This is a genomic window from Mesonia profundi, assembly GCF_031085155.1.
In the GTDB taxonomy this organism is placed as follows: domain Bacteria; phylum Bacteroidota; class Bacteroidia; order Flavobacteriales; family Flavobacteriaceae; genus Mesonia; species Mesonia profundi.
Genome location: NZ_JAVHUL010000008.1, coordinates 85,636 through 100,897, shown reverse-complemented (window position 1 = coordinate 100,897; position 15,262 = coordinate 85,636). Strand labels below are relative to the sequence as shown.

Sequence of the window (15,262 nt, the reverse complement as noted above, 5' to 3'; positions counted from 1 at the left end):
AATTTACTTTGTTTCATAGTTGACAAATTTAAAATTAATTATAACTTCTATTTGTCCTAATTTTGGGGAAGCTTACATAAGTATCACCCTATCTATCCTAATTTTACAATTGTAATAGCTTGTTTTAGACGTTTTATAAAGAAAATCAGAAAGAAAAAAAGCTTAAACTTAACGAAAAATTACCTGAAGGATTGTTCGCTACTGGTCCTATACAATCTCCATAGCTATGATTTTTTGTTAATCCATACCAACATAATCCGATTTAATACTATATTTAAGGCTAAAATTTTAAAAAATGAAAAAAATATTTAGAGCACTTCTTGCGGGGTGGGGAGCAAAAAAACTAGGTGGCGGTAGGTGCGGTTGTATTGGTACCATTATCCTCTTTATTATTATTTATGTTTTGCTGGGCCCAGTCTTCAAATTGATATAAGTTCCGTTTCAAGTATACCAGATTTCTTTCATACGTATATTGTGTATTAATCCCTTATATTATATTTTCGCTTGATAAGTATATAATTCATAGTACCTGCCTTCGTTGGCTATCAATTGGTCGTGAGTGCCGCGTTCTACAATATGGCCAGCTTCAATAACTAAAATCTGATCTGCTTTGCGAATGGTACTCAAGCGGTGCGCAATCACAATGGTGGTTCTGTCTTTTATTAACTCGTTTAAACTCTTCTGAATTAAAGCTTCACTTTCGGTATCTAAACTGGACGTTGCCTCGTCTAAAATTATAATTTTAGGGTTGGCCAAAATAGCGCGAGCAATCGCTAATCGCTGCTGTTGTCCGCCAGAAAGCTTCACCCCTCTTTCTCCTATTAAAGTTTCTAAACCTTCCTCAAACCTATCGGTAAATTCGTTTACATAAGCAGCGTTTATAGCATTTTGCAGCTCTGCTTCGGTGGCATTTGGCCTTGGGAACATGATGTTTTCACGAATACTTCCTTCAAATAAAAATTCATCTTGCAACACCACTCCTAAATATTGACGATAACTGCTTAACTTAATTTGGGATAAATCTTGATCATCAATGGTGACTTTCCCTGATGTTGGCGTTAAAAAGCTAGCCGATAATCCCGCAATCGTCGATTTCCCAGAACCCGAACTTCCTACTAAAGCCGTTACAGAGCCAGCGGGTGCTTTAAAATTAATATGATGCAAAACTTCTTTTCCTTCTTCATAAGAAAATGAAACGTTCTTAAATTCCATATCTCCTTTTAGAGAATTCAGTTGAATCGTTCTATCTTGATTATCCTCTTCGGCTGTCATGTTCATCAGTTCTTCTGTTCGATCTAAACCTGCTAATGCTTCTGTTAACTGGCTCCCAATATTACTCATTTGCACAATGGGCGCAATCATAAACCCAAGCACCAAGGTGAAGAATAAAAAATCACCCGTGGTCATTTCTCCAATCATCATATAGTATCCCCCCATTCCCATAATTCCTGTGGTTGCGACTCCAATTAAAAACGTTGAAGAGCTGGTCATTAATGCGGTTGCTGTTAAACTCTTTTTGACATTTTGATATAGTTTATCGACTCCTTTTTCAAAAACATCATTTTCTTGTTCTTCGGCATTAAAGGCTTTAATCACACGAACTCCAGAAAGTGTTTCTGTTAACCTTCCCGTAACTTCGGAATTAATTTTACCACGCGTTCTAAATATAGGACGAATATATTTAAACGCTCTTAAGGCGATATAGCCAAATATAGATAAAGGCACAAATACAAAAAGTGTCATCCATGCATTGAGTTTGATGAGAATAATTAAGGAAACAACAGCTGTAAATGAACCTCCTACCAATTGCACTAAACCGGTGCCAATAAGGTTTCTAACGCCTTCTACATCTCTCATAATTCTTGAAACCAAGGCTCCAGATTTGGTATTATCGAAAAAACTAATAGGTAAGGAAAGTACTTTTTTCTGTACTTGAGACCTTAATTCACTAATTAAATATTGTGCTTGAACGCTTAATATTCTAGTCAGTAAAAATGAGGTTATCGCCTGTACGGTTATGGCTCCAATTACGATTGCAATTAAGGTGTAGAGTTGTGCGTAATCTTTATTGGGCACCACATCATCCAGAAGGACTTTACTTTGCCAAGGTAAAATTAAACCCGATAAGCTTCTCAGCACAATTAACAATAAACCGATAAAAACCAAATTTCGCCTAGGCCAAATAATGGTCTTAAAAGCCTGTTTCATGGTGACTTTTGGTTGTGAGTTATCGGTATTCTTTGAGGTGGCTTTTGAATTTTGCATGCTTGCTAATAAATGATATAAGTAGCAAAAATACTCATTAAAGCAAGGTTAAATCAAAAATCCTACTTAAAATAACAGCAACTCATGAAAGAATAAAAATGCACTTTTAGTTTAAAAATTTACGTTCTATTTAATTTTTAGTCAGTGCAATTTTAATTCCCATCACGATAAAGACAAGACCACTTACTTTATTTAACCATAAGCCTATTTTTGGGTTGTTAATGATTTTAGTAGAAAAGACGCTTGCAAATAAGGTAAGACTTAAAAACCATCCCATACCAATAATCGCATAGCTAAAACCTAACAAAACAAAGGGAACAGGATTTTCAATTTGAGCAGGATGAATAAATTGTGGAAAGAAAGCCAAAAAGAATAATGCAACTTTCGGATTTAAGGTATTGGTTAAAAACCCCGACCAAAAATCACTTTTAGTTTTCTGTTGTTTTGGGGATTCTGAGCTTAGGTTTGAAAAATCTTCTTTATTTTTAAGCTTCATGAAGCCCAAATAAATTAAATAAATAGCTCCTGCATACTTAATCATGCTAAAAGCAAATGCCGATTTTGCCAGTAAAACCGATAATCCCAAAGCTGCAAGAAAAGTATGCGTTAAAACTCCGGTATTCACACCCAGGGTGGCATAAACCCCAGATTTCCTTCCTTGCCCAATCGATTTATTCAGTACAAATACGGTATCCATTCCTGGAGTCATTATAAAAAACAAAGCCGTCACCATAAAAGTAATGAAATTTTCTATTCCCATCATTTTCTTATTCTTAGCATTAAACCAAAAGTTTGGCACAAAGAAATGATTTTGAAACTTCTAAAAAAATACATAAGTTTGACCAACTAATGCAAAAAACGCATTACTCATGACGATTCAACAAATAAAATATTTTCTCATCCTTGCCAAAGAACTGCATTTTTGGAAAACAGCCGAAAAAGTATTTATATCCCAATCTTCCCTAAGCAGGCAAATTCAATCTCTAGAAGATGAAATGGGCGTACAACTTTTTGAAAGAGATAAGAGAAATGTAAAGCTTACCGATACTGGAAAATTTCTTCAGGAACATTGGTCGATTATGATCAAAGACCTTGACCAAATTCATAGGCAGGCAAAAAAAATCAATGAAGGAACATCCGGTTTTGTTTCCATAAGCTATCCAGGATCGATTGCATTTAAATTTCTACCTAACTTTTTGGAAATTTTAAATTCTAATTTACCTGATCTAAAATTAGAATTGACAGAACCCACAGATGAGAACCACGAAAAGCTATTGCTCGATTATCAAACAGATATCGCCTTCAGTAGAGATAAAATAGAACATATAAACATTGATTCGCTCAAGCTGTATGCAGAACCCATTTGTTTAGTCGTTCCCAATAATCATTGGATAACTGAAGAATCCTTAAAAAACTTAAACGGATTAAAGGACGAGAAATTTATTATTTCGGGATTACATAAAACCACCTTCTTTGCTTCCCTGCTAAGAAATTTATTTAACACCTATGGTTTTGAACCAAAAACAAGCATTGAATCTGATTTTGGCGGAATGATATTAAACCTTGTCTCTAAAGAAATTGGAATTTCTATTCTCCCACTCTCCTTTAAATTCGCTAAGACTCCAAGTATAAGATTTATAAAACTTCAAGAAGAAATAGATCTGTACATCAACTGGCGAAAAAATGAAAACAATAATACAATTAAGAAGGTAATTGAATATGCCAAGTTGATGGAAAAGTAAAACCTAAAACACAAGCACTTCGGATAAATTTAAGCATTCCATATGCCAATAATTTTTATATCTCAGTAACTCATAACCTCAACTGAGGTCTACAAATCCCCAATAAAATATATGAAAAAAATCCTACTAACTCTAGTTTTCGGAATTTTGATTTTCTCTTGTTCTTCAACAAAGACAGCCAATGATAAAACTAAATATTTTGACGAAAACAATGTAGAAATAAGTCAGTTAAAGTTTAATCAAATTCAATCTAAACGTGAATATTTGGCTATTGCCGGCGATTCTTCCCATCACAGAAAACTAGTGGTAAGAGAAAAACGAGGAAAAATTACCAACAGAGTTTTTTTAGAATCTTTATTAGAGGAACAAACAAACCAAGAGATAGATGCTAATCAACCTATCATAATAATTTATTATCCTGGTAAGGATCGTTGCAACTCAAGTAGTTCTGCCACAAAACAATCTAGAAAAAGTTGGTACGGACAGCTAGAAGATGGAATCCATCAAACTGCTCCTACTCAACCTATTTATATTTACAAAGATAAAAATGGTTTAGAGATATACCATGACGTGTTAACTTGGCACAAAGATCCTGAAGGAGCAGTTGAAACTTTATTTTTCCCAGATCATTACGCCTGTAGTAGTTTTGTAGTAATTTCAAAAAATGGAGACTATATTAGTCATTTTGGGGAGTTTGGAAAGGAATCGGTATGGAAAGCAACAGCTCAACTTATCAATAAATAAATACGTTGCAGTAATGCCCACTTAAGGACTACATCTTCAACAACAAAAAGCATTTGTAAGTTAAGACCCAAACTTTTCTACAGGTTCGTTAGACTTTTAAACTAACAACACATTTTTATTTTGTATTTTGGTAGAAGGAAGTCCGTCGTAGGGCTTATGGCATAAAAAATATAATTTAGAATAGTAAAGTTGAGTATTATGAAAGACGAAAAGAAAAAACTAACTTCCATATCAGGCAGACCGATTGCCGAAAATCAAAACGTAAAAACTGCAGGAAAAAGAGGTCCGATGCTTTTAGAGGATTTTTGGTTTCTAGAGAAGCTGGCTCATTTTGACAGAGAGGTGATTCCCGAAAGAAGAATGCACGCAAAAGGTTCTGGTGCCTTTGGTACCTTTACCGTTACACACGATATTTCTAAATACACCAAAGCCAAAGTGTTTTCTGAAATTGGTAAGAAGACCGATATGTTTGTTCGTTTTTCAACCGTTGCTGGAGAAAGAGGTGCCGCAGATGCCGAACGGGATATTAGAGGCTTTGCCATGAAGTTTTATACCGAAGAAGGAAATTGGGATTTAGCAGGAAATAATACGCCTGTCTTCTTTTTAAAAGATCCTTATAAATTCCCCGATCTTAATAAAGCTGTAAAACGCGATCCCAAGACAAACTTAAGAAGTGCCAATAATAATTGGGACTTTTGGACGCTGCTACCAGAAGCTTTACATCAAGTGACCATTACGATGAGTGAGCGAGGAATTCCGAAATCATTTCGACATATGAATGGCTACGGAAGTCATACGTTTAGCTTTTTAAATGCAGAAAATGAACGTTGTTGGGTGAAATTTCATTTTAAAACAGCTCAAGGCATTGAAAATTTAACCGATGCGGAAGCAGAAAGCATCGTAGCGAAAGACAGGGAGAGTAATCAACGTGATTTGTTTGATTCTATTGAAAATGGAGATTTTCCCAAATGGCATTTAAAAGTGCAAATTATGCCAGAAGCAGATGCAAAAGACTACCGCTTTAATCCGTTTGATTTAACGAAAGTATGGCCACACTCAGATTATCCTTTGATGGATGTAGGCGTAATGGAACTTAACAGAAATCCAGAAAACTACTTTGCCGATGTAGAGCAAGCAGCATTCAATCCTGCTAATGTGGTTCCCGGAATTGGGTTTTCACCAGATAAAATGTTACAAGGTCGCTTATTCTCCTACGGAGATGCCCAGCGTTATCGATTAGGCGTTAATCATTATCAAATCCCTGTGAATAAACCCAAATGTCCGTTTCACAATCCGCACCGTGATGGTTCTATGCGCGTAGACGGCAATGAAGGAGCTACGGTTCACTACGAGCCTAATAGCTACGGACAATGGGCCGAAAGCAAAGAATATGCAGAACCAGCTTCGGCTTTAGAAGGGGATGCTTTTCATTACGATCATAGAGAAGACGCTGATTACTATACACAACCCGGAAATTTATTTAGAATCATGTCTCCAGAGCAGCAACAAGTTTTGTTTGATAATACCGCCCGACAAGTTGGTGCTGCGGAAAAATTTATTCAAGAAAGACATATTGGAAATTGCTATAAAGCAGATCCAGAATACGGAAAAGGAGTTGCAAAAGCTTTAGACATTAATTTAACCGATTTAGACTTGTATTAAATATCGAAAAATCGAGAGCTTGGAACAGGTCAGCGAAGTATGAGTTAAATAAAAATGAATGAAAATTTCTAACAGACCTCGAGAAGTCAAATCCTCAATGAGGGAATTAAATGTATAACTCATGGTAGTTTTTTAGATAAACCGCCATGAGTTATATATTCAACAATAATTAGAAAGAAAAACTCAGCATCTAATGAAGTACATCCTCTTAACAGTAGTTCTTTTCTTTTTTATTGCTTGTAAAACAAAAACCAGCTCCATACCACAAAACTCCGAAAGCGATCTGCCAACTCAAAAGCAACTTAAGTATTCTGGAATGCCTGTTCAGGCGGAGGTTTCTTTTTTAAGCGATCTTATAAAAACAGAGCATAGCTCTCAATTGATTTATGAGCTGAATATTTTAAATAACTATAAAGTACCTTTTACTTTAAAAAAAGTAGAGATCTATAATTTACGGAAGAATGAAAACCCAATAGCTACATTCGATTCCGATTATCTTGATCGGCATTTTGAAAGACCTGGTTATGATGCTTCAGATGATGTAAAAGTGTTAGCAAACAACCAGTTCGGAATTTTAAACCTGGAGCTTATTTTTCAGCAAGGACAATCAATTCCGAAAAAAATCTACCACAAGCTCTATTTTGAAGCAGAGAATAAAAAAGGAGAGACCGTAGTGCTTCCCATTGAAGTCGCGGTACTCAAAGTTCCTGAAGTCACAAAAATCAGCTTAGAATTGCCCTTCAACAAAAAAGGGAAATGGCTTTATGAAGCAGCCGAAGGTCACCAAGGCAGTAGATTTCTCACCGAAGGAAAAGCGAATTACCCGCAGAGATTTGCCATAGATTGGACCTACGTGGGAAAGCGTGGTTATTTTACAGAAAGTGATATAAAACAGAATGAAGACTGGAATAGCTATGGCATTGAAATCATTTCTGTTGCAGATGGAACCGTGGTAGGAACAAAAGATGGAATCATAGAAAATGAACCTCTTGCTGAAGATATGGCGGTGAAGATTACGCGAGAAACTATTGGTGGAAATTATGTGGTTATAGATATTGGAAATAATCTATATGCCGTATATGCGCATTTAATCCCCAACAGTCTTAACGTAAAAATTGGAGATCAAGTAAAGAAAGGACAAGTGATAGGCTTACTAGGAAATAGTGGTAATTCTGATGGACCTCATTTACATTTTCATGTAGAGACTAAAAGTAATGCTTTCTTTGGCGGAGAAGGAATGCCTTACCTACTTAAAGAATTCGTGCATTTAAAAAAGTATTCAGACGAAGAAGCAACAAATTTGTTCAAGACGAATAGAGTTGGCCTGGATTCCTTAAATCCTACCAAAAGACAAAATGAGTTACCAGTTGGATACGGACTCATTGAAGTGAAGTAACTAGAAAAAAAGTTTCACGCTAGAAATACTAACCGTTTTTTTTAATAGATTTCTACAAAAAAACTGGCGTTTTTAAAGAAGTATGGATTTAATAACACTTTATATATTAATCATTGTATTCATCGCTACCTTAGTCCGCTCAACCTTCGGATTTGGAGAATCTTTGATTGCGGTTCCCCTACTTACTCTCCTAATTCCCATTGAAATTGCCGTTCCTCTTTCGGTGCTTATATCTATTTTTATTGCTGCGATTGTAGTCGTACAAGACCGAAAACAAATTCACTTTAAGAGCGCAAAATGGCTTATCCTTTTTGCGGTATTAGGAATTCCAATTGGTTTATTTCTACTGGTGTATGGAAATGAAAACACAGTTAAAATAATATTGGGAATCTTGATAATTCTATACTCTCTCTATTCTCTCCTATCAAAAAATAAATTTCCATTAGAAACCGATCATAAAACATGGCTTTTTGTCTGCGGATTCCTTTCGGGGATATTGGGGGGAGCCTATGGTCTAAATGGTCCGCCGCTTGTGATTTATGGAAACCTACGCAATTGGACGGCAAAGAATTTTAGAGCTACGCTACAAGCTTATTTTCTTCCCGCGAGTATGATTGGCATGCTTGGTTATTGGTATCAAGGATTATGGAATTCGACCTTAACCTACTACTTCTTAATTTCTATTCCCGTGAGCCTACCTGCTATATTTCTTGGTAGATACCTCAACCATCAATTAAAAGACGGAACCTTCTTAAAATATGTTTATATAGGATTGATTTGTATTGGCGTTCTATTGCTAAGTCAATCTTTGCTTTAGAGAAGAAAAGCAAACCATCATTTTCAATATTTGAGTTTATCATCATCTTAAAAAACTCTTCTGAATACACTAAAATAGAACCTAAAATTGTTATTACTCCTTAATCAGTTTTTTAGTAAGGCTTGTTCCTCCTTCAAAGTCCACTTTCAATACATACACGCCTGGTGACAATCTGCTCACATTCACTTCCGCAAGATTCCCTTCTTCAGTAATAACTTTTCTTCCGTTAAGGTCATAAATTACTATACTTTGGATGGGTTTCTGAACTTTAGAAAAATATATATTTTGATCTGCAGGATTCGGGTATACCGTAAATAATTCCGCAGTAGCGTTAGAAGCAGATAAAGTTGCCAAATTATCTTTGGCAATCACATCATACTCTGGGTTGAGTTCTACCTCTACCACTGTAAAACTCACCGGGATCGTAAACTGTTGATTGTTGCTGGTATGCTCTACCGACGTATCTACAACTTCTCCATTAGCTCCTGTTAAACGCACAGGCAATAAGGTTTCAAAAAAATCTACCGAGGGATGCGATTGCGTCTGACTTAAAGTAAGCGTCACCGAATTAGCTGTAGGCTGAACTACATTTGCCGTAAAACTTGGGTAACCTTCATTATAAATCCAATCCTCAAAAAATTCGGTGAGCGATAAGCCGCTTTGTTGCTCTAAAATATCTTTTAAATCGTTGGTGTAAGCATAGCCATAGGTTAAATTGGGATCATCAAGGTAATTTTGCAGTCCTTGATAGAAATCGGTATCTCCCAATTTTTTACGCAACATATGAAGCACCATTGCACCTTTACCATAACTCAAACGACTGCTAAAAATACGATTTATATTTAAGGTATCGGTCGCAGACATATATACAGCACCATCAGGTTCAGAAGTAATCTGTGCAACTTTATATTCTTTCCAATAATTAAAATCGGTTGCGCCATCAAAGTCTTCTACCACCAACCCACTTAAATAGGTGGCAAAACCTTCGTTTAACCAAACATCTCTCCAGCTTCCGCAGGTTACTTTATTCCCAAACCACTGGTGTCCCATTTCGTGAGCGATAAGTCCCCTATTAAAACTCCCCATAAAAGAAACGGTAGAATGTTCCATTCCCCCACCCCAAGTAAATTGGGCATGTCCATACTTTTCATCTTCATAAGGGTAATTACCAAAAAGATCGTTATATAAGTCTAAAATAGGAGCGGTTACTTGTAAAGATCCACTGACACTTGAGACATCCTCTGGATATATATAATCCACCAATGGAAAATTCATTCCGTTATACGAATAATTGTTGTTGATCACTTCATAATTGGTTACGGCAATGGCCACTAAGTAAGCGGGAATTGGGTAATTATGTTTAAAATGAACTCGCTTTGAGTTCCCAATAGAGTTACTGCTAAGTTGAAGTCCGTTTGCTACGGCTATATTTTCTTCATTAAAATTATTGTATTCAGGAACGCTTAAGTAAATATCAAGCTCCTCTATTTTATCATTTAAATCTTGTTTACAAGGCCACCATGCTTTTGCGCCGTAAGGTTCAGAAAGTGTCGAAATAATTGCGCGCCCATTATGTGTGGTTTGCTCAAAAGAGCCAAAACCAGAGCTTATAGGATTTCCTTCATAATCTACATGAACCGTAAAACTTTGTCCAGGCGTTAACGAAGCGTTTAAATTAATAATTAATTCATCTCCGCTATGCGTATGGCTTAAGGTTTGGTTGTTATCATTGGTCACTCCATTAACCTGCATGTTAGCAGCCAAATCAAAAACAATAGAAGTTAAATTTTGCGTGGCCGTAAAAGTAGTCGTTACCACGCCTTCAATATAAGCTACGGAAGGATCTAAAGTTAAGTCTAAGCTTTGGGTATTTACATCATAATTCCCGGTATTGCTATTGGGCACAAATTGCATCGTCTTCTCTGCAGAAAGTCGCTCTGCCTTGCAAATGGCAAGATCATCGGCTTTCCATTGCTGTGCAAAACCCACTTGAGAAATTAGACATAATAATAAAAAATAAAAATACTTCATAGAGTTCTTGTTTTATATAGAAAGCGAATGAGTTAAGCTATAAGTCTTTATTCTCGTTATAACTTACGAAAAAATACTTATAAAAGTTTTAGCTAACAAGCTTCAGCGATTTGTTTTATTTGTTGAATGATAGATTCCCAACCTCTACCGTCATTATAGATTTCTTCATAGCGCTGTTCTCCGTTGGCAACCGTTTCAAATCCATACTGACTTATACGCAACTCACATTCTTCCTCATTAATCGCCTGAATGTAATAGGTGACATGCAAATGATTTTCGATAGTGTGTTCATAATCTGCATAAGGATCTATCACGGTATAGGTGAGCATCCAAGGTTTTTCTATGCTAAGAATAAAACCTTCTACCGGGGTTATCAGTTTTCCTTCATGCATCATTTCCCACTTTAAAAGCGCGCCTTCTTCCCAAGTGGAAGCCACTTTACAACCAAACATATATTTTTGAGTATGCTCAGATAAGGTTAGCACGTCCCAAATTTGAGAAGGAGTAGCTTTGATGTTGATTGTATTCTGAATTACTTTTTGTTCCATGATTTTATTTTATAAGGTTTTAGCTTCTTCCCAAAAGACATCCATTTCGGTTAAACTCATGTCTTTTAGCTCTTTTCCGCTTTCTTTGGCTTTGCTTTCTAGGTATTGAAATCTTTTAATAAATTTTTTATTGGTCCGTTCTAAAGCGTTTTCTGGATTAACCTTTAAGAATCGAGCGTAATTAATCATGGAAAACAACACATCCCCAAATTCGGCTTCCATAAGATCTTGATTTTCGCTATTTACCTCTTGCTGTAACTCCTCCAACTCTTCCTTCACCTTTTCAAAAACCTGTTGCGGTTCTTCCCAATCAAAACCAACGCCAGAAACTTTCTCTTGAATTCTACTTGCTTTCACCAATGCGGGCAGAGAACGAGGCACACCCTCCAAGACACTTTTTTTGCCTTCTTTCAGTTTTATCTTTTCCCAATTTCGTTTTACTTCCTCTTCATCGGCTACTTTTACGTCGCCATAAATATGAGGATGCCTAGTGATGAGTTTCTCACAGATGCTATTTGCTACATCTCCAATATCAAAAGCCTTCTTTTCACTTCCTATTTTTGCATAAAATACAATATGTAACAATACGTCGCCGAGTTCTTTTTTCACTTCTTCTAAGTCTTGGTCTAGAATGGCATCCCCCAGCTCATAGGTCTCCTCTATGGTAAGGTGGCGAAGACTTTCTAAGGTTTGTTTGCGGTCCCAAGGACATTGTTCTCGCAATTCGTCCATAATCGTAAGCAGTCTGTCAAGAGCTTTTAATTGTTGTTCTCTGGTATTCATAAGTTGGGGTTTAAGACCTTAAATGTAGACATTTTTCAATAAATTATCGGTGCCATTCGGGATGGGAATGATTCTATTTTGCTTGACTTGCTATTTTAATTTACTACGCTTTCGCGGAAGTATGCCCGTGACCAATTATATTTAGTGAATTATAGCCATTAGCGTCTGATTAAATCTTACGCCTATTGTCTTATAGCGTCTGCCCGTATGATCCGTTGGGACGGGCCCGCCCGGATGATACGTTGGGACGGGCAGGTCTTACATCTTAGTCGGACACGACTAAATTATAGCATGAAAAAAAGCCCTGTTTCTCAACAAGGCTTCCTTTGTATAATCTAAGAAAAGTTTATTCTTCTTTTGCTGAAGCTTCTTCTTTCACCTCTTCTTCTTTAGTCTCTTTTTCTGAAACAGAGAAATCATTCATTCCTGCTCCTATCAAAAGATTATACCATTGGAATACTTTCTTGATATCACTCACATAAACACGGTCTTCATCGTATTCTGGTAAAATTTCTTTAAAGTATTCTTCTAATTTTGCTTTCGACTCTTTGTGGCTAATCGCCTCTTTTCCATCTTCTTTCTCTGCTATTTTTTGAAATACATCCTTTAACGGAACTTCTTCTGTATAGGTGTAAATCGCAATTTCACTTAACATACTCACATTGTGTCTTACAGATACCGATAATTTTTTACCGTCTGCTAAAGACTCTGCCACAAAACCTCCTCTGGTTTGTGCTTTCAATTCATATAATCCTGGCTTTCCTGAAATTGCTAATACTTTATCTAAACTCATCTTCTTCTATTTATTTTTTGGGTGGCAAATATCTAACCTCTGTAGGTAATCACAAAAGTTTTAGCGCCCTTTTTTCATTTTAGGGAAACGCATTCTATAATCTATACTTATTTTCCCTTTAGAAATATTCTCTAATTTTCCTTTTATCAGTCTCTTTTTAAGCGTAGAAAGCTTGTCTGTAAACAAGATTCCTTCAATGTGATCGTATTCATGCTGAATCACTCTTGCCGCTAATCCCGAATACTCTTCGGTGTGCTTTTTAAAGTTCTCATCGTAATATTCAATGGTGATCTTAGGTTGTCTAAACACATCTTCCCGCACTTCAGGAATACTTAAGCAGCCTTCATTAAAAGCCCACTCATCCCCTATTTCTTCTAGAATCTGCGGATTCATAAACACTTTCTTTAACCCCTGAAGCTGCTTTTTATTGTCTTCAGATAAATCTTCATCTTCCGCAAAAGGAGAAGGATCTATGATAAACATACGTATAGGAAGTCCCACTTGCGGCGCGGCTAAGCCTACTCCGTAAGCTCCGTACATCGTCTCCCACATATTTTCAATCAGCTCTTTTAATTTGGGATAATCTTCAGGTATATCTTTAGCTTTCTTCTTTAAAACGGGGTCCCCGTAAGCTACTATAGGTAAAATCATACTACGTATTTCTTTAATTCTTTTGCAAAGGTAAGGATTTGAAACTTTATATTAAAAGGAAACTGTTTATAGGTTGATGCGGATAATGTGCTAATTTGAAAATGCTACTTGGTGGCTGAGTGATTTTTGAAAAAAATTATATCGAAGCCTAGATTAGGTTTTAGATATTAGATCATTAGTGTCCGATTAAAACATTACAGAATTCTGTTGATTCAAATATAAAAGGCGTTTAGAGGTTTTTTATTAAGTGACAGCTTGCTATTAAGTTTAGCATTGAAATTTAAAAATTAATACGAATGCTTAATCAATTCAATCTAATTATCAGGCTATTAAGAATCAAGTCTTATGTCTTATCTCTTTCAGCGCAGCGGCCCGCCCGAACGTATTGTTTCGATACGGGTAGGTCTTATATCTTAGTCGGACACGACTAATATTAGATATTAGGTTGTAAGGCTGAGGAAAACAAACTCGATGCGTTGGTATGAAAAATAAATTTGAAATAACATATTTCAAACTAAGCATTATAAAGATAATTTTGAAGTATGATAGTCGCGCTTATTTCATCTACCAAGGCTTTATTTCTACGCTGCTTTTTTTTAAGTCCGCTGTCAATCATGGTTTGAAAAGCCATTTTTGAGGTAAAGCGCTCATCTTCTCTCTTTACAGGCATCTGCGGAAATTGCTTCGCAAACTCTTCCAAAAAAGACTGAATGTACACTTCACTCTGGGAGGCCGATCCATCTTTTTGTGTAGGCTCGCCCACCACCATCAATTCTACTTTTTCTTTTTCAAAATAGGTTTTCAAAAAAGCCATTAAGTCTTTGGTCGCTACCGTGGTTAATCCAGAGGCAATGATCTGTAATTCATCGGTTACGGCTATGCCTGTACGCTTTGTTCCAAAATCTAATGCTAGAATCCTTGCCATCAACTATTTTTTCGGCAAAGATAAGACTTCTAGGAGTATTGCTATAATAATTCTATGGAAGCCTTATCTTAGCCCCAAATTTTGAAACTATGAAAAACTTACAACAACATATATTGGAAGCTTGGGAAAACCGAGACCTTTTAAAAGAAGAAACGACACAAAAAAGCATTAGAGAAGTCATTAATAAAATTGATGCGGGAGAATTGCGTTGCGCTCAACCTACTGCAGACGGATGGCAAGTGAACGAATGGGTAAAAAAAGCGGTGGTGTTGTACTTCCCTATTCAAAAAATGGAAACCTTAGAGGCCGGTATTTTTGAATACCACGATAAAATGCCTTTAAAAACAGGATATAGAGAAAAAGGAATTCGCGTGGTGCCTAATGCGGTGGCGAGACACGGAGCTTATATTTCTAGCGGGGTGATTTTAATGCCTAGTTATGTGAATATTGGCGCTTATGTAGATGAAGGCACGATGGTAGATACTTGGGCAACGGTAGGAAGCTGTGCGCAAATTGGTAAAAACGTACATATCTCTGGTGGCGTTGGTATTGGTGGCGTTTTAGAGCCTTTACAAGCCGCTCCCGTAATTATAGAAGACAATGCTTTTCTAGGCTCAAGATGTATTGTGGTAGAAGGAATTCGTGTAGAAAAAGAAGCGGTTTTAGGAGCCAATGTAGTCTTAACGGCTTCTACAAAAATCATTGATGTTACTGGAGATGAGCCTAAAGAAATGAAAGGAGTGGTTCCCGCTCGTTCTGTGGTGATTCCTGGTAGTTATACCAAAAAATTCCCTGCGGGAGAGTTTAATGTACCTTGCGCTTTGATTATTGGAAAACGTAAAGAAAGCACCAATAAAAAAACCTCTTTAAACGACGCCTTAAGAACTTACGATGTAGCCGTTTAA

The 15,262-nt window shown here is 36.4% G+C and carries 14 protein-coding genes; 6 read left to right on the top strand and 8 right to left on the bottom strand.

Annotated elements, in window-relative coordinates:
- Positions 1-492: 492 nt before the first annotated feature.
- Both RBU60_RS04810 and RBU60_RS04805 read right to left on the bottom strand, forming a co-directional pair.
- Positions 493-2,265 (bottom strand): ABC transporter ATP-binding protein, encoded by a 1,773-nt coding sequence (locus RBU60_RS04810; protein WP_308863550.1) that lies wholly within the window; start codon positions 2,263-2,265, stop codon positions 493-495.
- A 130-nt stretch (positions 2,266-2,395) separates the two neighbouring features.
- A complete protein-coding gene (locus tag RBU60_RS04805; protein ID WP_308863549.1) occupies positions 2,396-3,064 on the bottom strand; it encodes a LysE family translocator in 669 nt (222 codons plus the stop codon).
- Positions 3,065-3,134: 70 nt separating this feature from the next.
- Between RBU60_RS04805 and RBU60_RS04800 the strand changes: the two genes are divergently transcribed.
- The 5 genes from RBU60_RS04800 (at position 3,135) to RBU60_RS04780 (ending at position 8,626) form a co-directional block, all read left to right on the top strand.
- Positions 3,135-4,007: a LysR family transcriptional regulator gene (locus RBU60_RS04800; protein WP_308863548.1), complete on the top strand. Its 873-nt coding sequence runs from the start codon at positions 3,135-3,137 to the stop codon at positions 4,005-4,007.
- Positions 4,008-4,118: 111 nt separating this feature from the next.
- Positions 4,119-4,751, top strand: a complete 633-nt coding sequence (locus RBU60_RS04795) for a hypothetical protein (RefSeq protein ID WP_308863547.1) — start codon at positions 4,119-4,121, stop codon at positions 4,749-4,751.
- Positions 4,752-4,949: 198 nt separating this feature from the next.
- Positions 4,950-6,413, top strand: a complete 1,464-nt coding sequence (locus tag RBU60_RS04790; protein WP_308863546.1) for a catalase — start codon at positions 4,950-4,952, stop codon at positions 6,411-6,413.
- 193 nt (positions 6,414-6,606) lie between these two features.
- Positions 6,607-7,809, top strand: a complete 1,203-nt coding sequence (locus RBU60_RS04785) for a M23 family metallopeptidase (protein WP_308863545.1) — start codon at positions 6,607-6,609, stop codon at positions 7,807-7,809.
- Positions 7,810-7,891: 82 nt separating this feature from the next.
- On the top strand, positions 7,892-8,626 hold the full coding sequence (locus tag RBU60_RS04780) for a sulfite exporter TauE/SafE family protein (RefSeq protein ID WP_308863544.1): 735 nt from the start codon (positions 7,892-7,894) through the stop codon (positions 8,624-8,626).
- Between the two features lie 93 nt (positions 8,627-8,719).
- Here the strand turns inward: RBU60_RS04780 and RBU60_RS04775 are convergent, their stop codons facing one another.
- The 6 genes from RBU60_RS04775 to ruvX form a co-directional block, all read right to left on the bottom strand.
- Entirely contained in the window at positions 8,720-10,657 is a 1,938-nt protein-coding gene (locus RBU60_RS04775; protein WP_308863543.1) for a M1 family aminopeptidase, read from the bottom strand.
- A gap of 92 nt (positions 10,658-10,749) precedes the next feature.
- Positions 10,750-11,205, bottom strand: coding sequence for an SRPBCC family protein (locus RBU60_RS04770; RefSeq protein WP_308863542.1), 456 nt, complete (start codon positions 11,203-11,205; stop codon positions 10,750-10,752).
- A gap of 9 nt (positions 11,206-11,214) precedes the next feature.
- Positions 11,215-11,988 carry a nucleoside triphosphate pyrophosphohydrolase gene (gene mazG / locus RBU60_RS04765; protein ID WP_308863540.1) on the bottom strand — a complete coding sequence of 258 codons (774 nt, stop codon included), beginning with the start codon at positions 11,986-11,988 and terminating at the stop codon, positions 11,215-11,217.
- A gap of 346 nt (positions 11,989-12,334) precedes the next feature.
- Positions 12,335-12,781 carry a DUF5606 family protein gene (locus tag RBU60_RS04760; protein WP_308863538.1) on the bottom strand — a complete coding sequence of 149 codons (447 nt, stop codon included), beginning with the start codon at positions 12,779-12,781 and terminating at the stop codon, positions 12,335-12,337.
- A 60-nt stretch (positions 12,782-12,841) separates the two neighbouring features.
- On the bottom strand, positions 12,842-13,432 hold the full coding sequence (def, locus tag RBU60_RS04755; protein ID WP_308863537.1) for a peptide deformylase: 591 nt from the start codon (positions 13,430-13,432) through the stop codon (positions 12,842-12,844).
- A 514-nt stretch (positions 13,433-13,946) separates the two neighbouring features.
- Positions 13,947-14,357 (bottom strand): Holliday junction resolvase RuvX, encoded by a 411-nt coding sequence (gene ruvX, locus RBU60_RS04750; protein ID WP_308863536.1) that lies wholly within the window; start codon positions 14,355-14,357, stop codon positions 13,947-13,949.
- Positions 14,358-14,446: 89 nt separating this feature from the next.
- Between ruvX and RBU60_RS04745 the strand changes: the two genes are divergently transcribed.
- Positions 14,447-15,262 (top strand): 2,3,4,5-tetrahydropyridine-2,6-dicarboxylate N-succinyltransferase, encoded by an 816-nt coding sequence (locus RBU60_RS04745; RefSeq protein WP_308863535.1) that lies wholly within the window; start codon positions 14,447-14,449, stop codon positions 15,260-15,262.

Excerpts from the sequence above, each read along its gene's own strand:
- RBU60_RS04810 (WP_308863550.1), bottom strand. The coding sequence starts at position 2,265 with ATGCAAAATTCAAAAGCCACCTCAAAGAATACCGATAACTCACAACCA.
- RBU60_RS04800 (WP_308863548.1), top strand. The coding sequence starts at position 3,135 with ATGACGATTCAACAAATAAAATATTTTCTCATCCTTGCCAAAGAACTG.
- RBU60_RS04795 (WP_308863547.1), top strand. The coding sequence starts at position 4,119 with ATGAAAAAAATCCTACTAACTCTAGTTTTCGGAATTTTGATTTTCTCT.
- RBU60_RS04790 (WP_308863546.1), top strand. The coding sequence starts at position 4,950 with ATGAAAGACGAAAAGAAAAAACTAACTTCCATATCAGGCAGACCGATT.
- RBU60_RS04785 (WP_308863545.1), top strand. The coding sequence starts at position 6,607 with ATGAAGTACATCCTCTTAACAGTAGTTCTTTTCTTTTTTATTGCTTGT.
- RBU60_RS04780 (WP_308863544.1), top strand. The coding sequence starts at position 7,892 with ATGGATTTAATAACACTTTATATATTAATCATTGTATTCATCGCTACC.
- RBU60_RS04775 (WP_308863543.1), bottom strand. The coding sequence starts at position 10,657 with ATGAAGTATTTTTATTTTTTATTATTATGTCTAATTTCTCAAGTGGGT.
- RBU60_RS04770 (WP_308863542.1), bottom strand. The coding sequence starts at position 11,205 with ATGGAACAAAAAGTAATTCAGAATACAATCAACATCAAAGCTACTCCT.
- mazG (WP_308863540.1), bottom strand. The coding sequence starts at position 11,988 with ATGAATACCAGAGAACAACAATTAAAAGCTCTTGACAGACTGCTTACG.
- RBU60_RS04760 (WP_308863538.1), bottom strand. The coding sequence starts at position 12,781 with ATGAGTTTAGATAAAGTATTAGCAATTTCAGGAAAGCCAGGATTATAT.
- def (WP_308863537.1), bottom strand. The coding sequence starts at position 13,432 with ATGATTTTACCTATAGTAGCTTACGGGGACCCCGTTTTAAAGAAGAAA.
- ruvX (WP_308863536.1), bottom strand. The coding sequence starts at position 14,357 with ATGGCAAGGATTCTAGCATTAGATTTTGGAACAAAGCGTACAGGCATA.
- RBU60_RS04745 (WP_308863535.1), top strand. The coding sequence starts at position 14,447 with ATGAAAAACTTACAACAACATATATTGGAAGCTTGGGAAAACCGAGAC.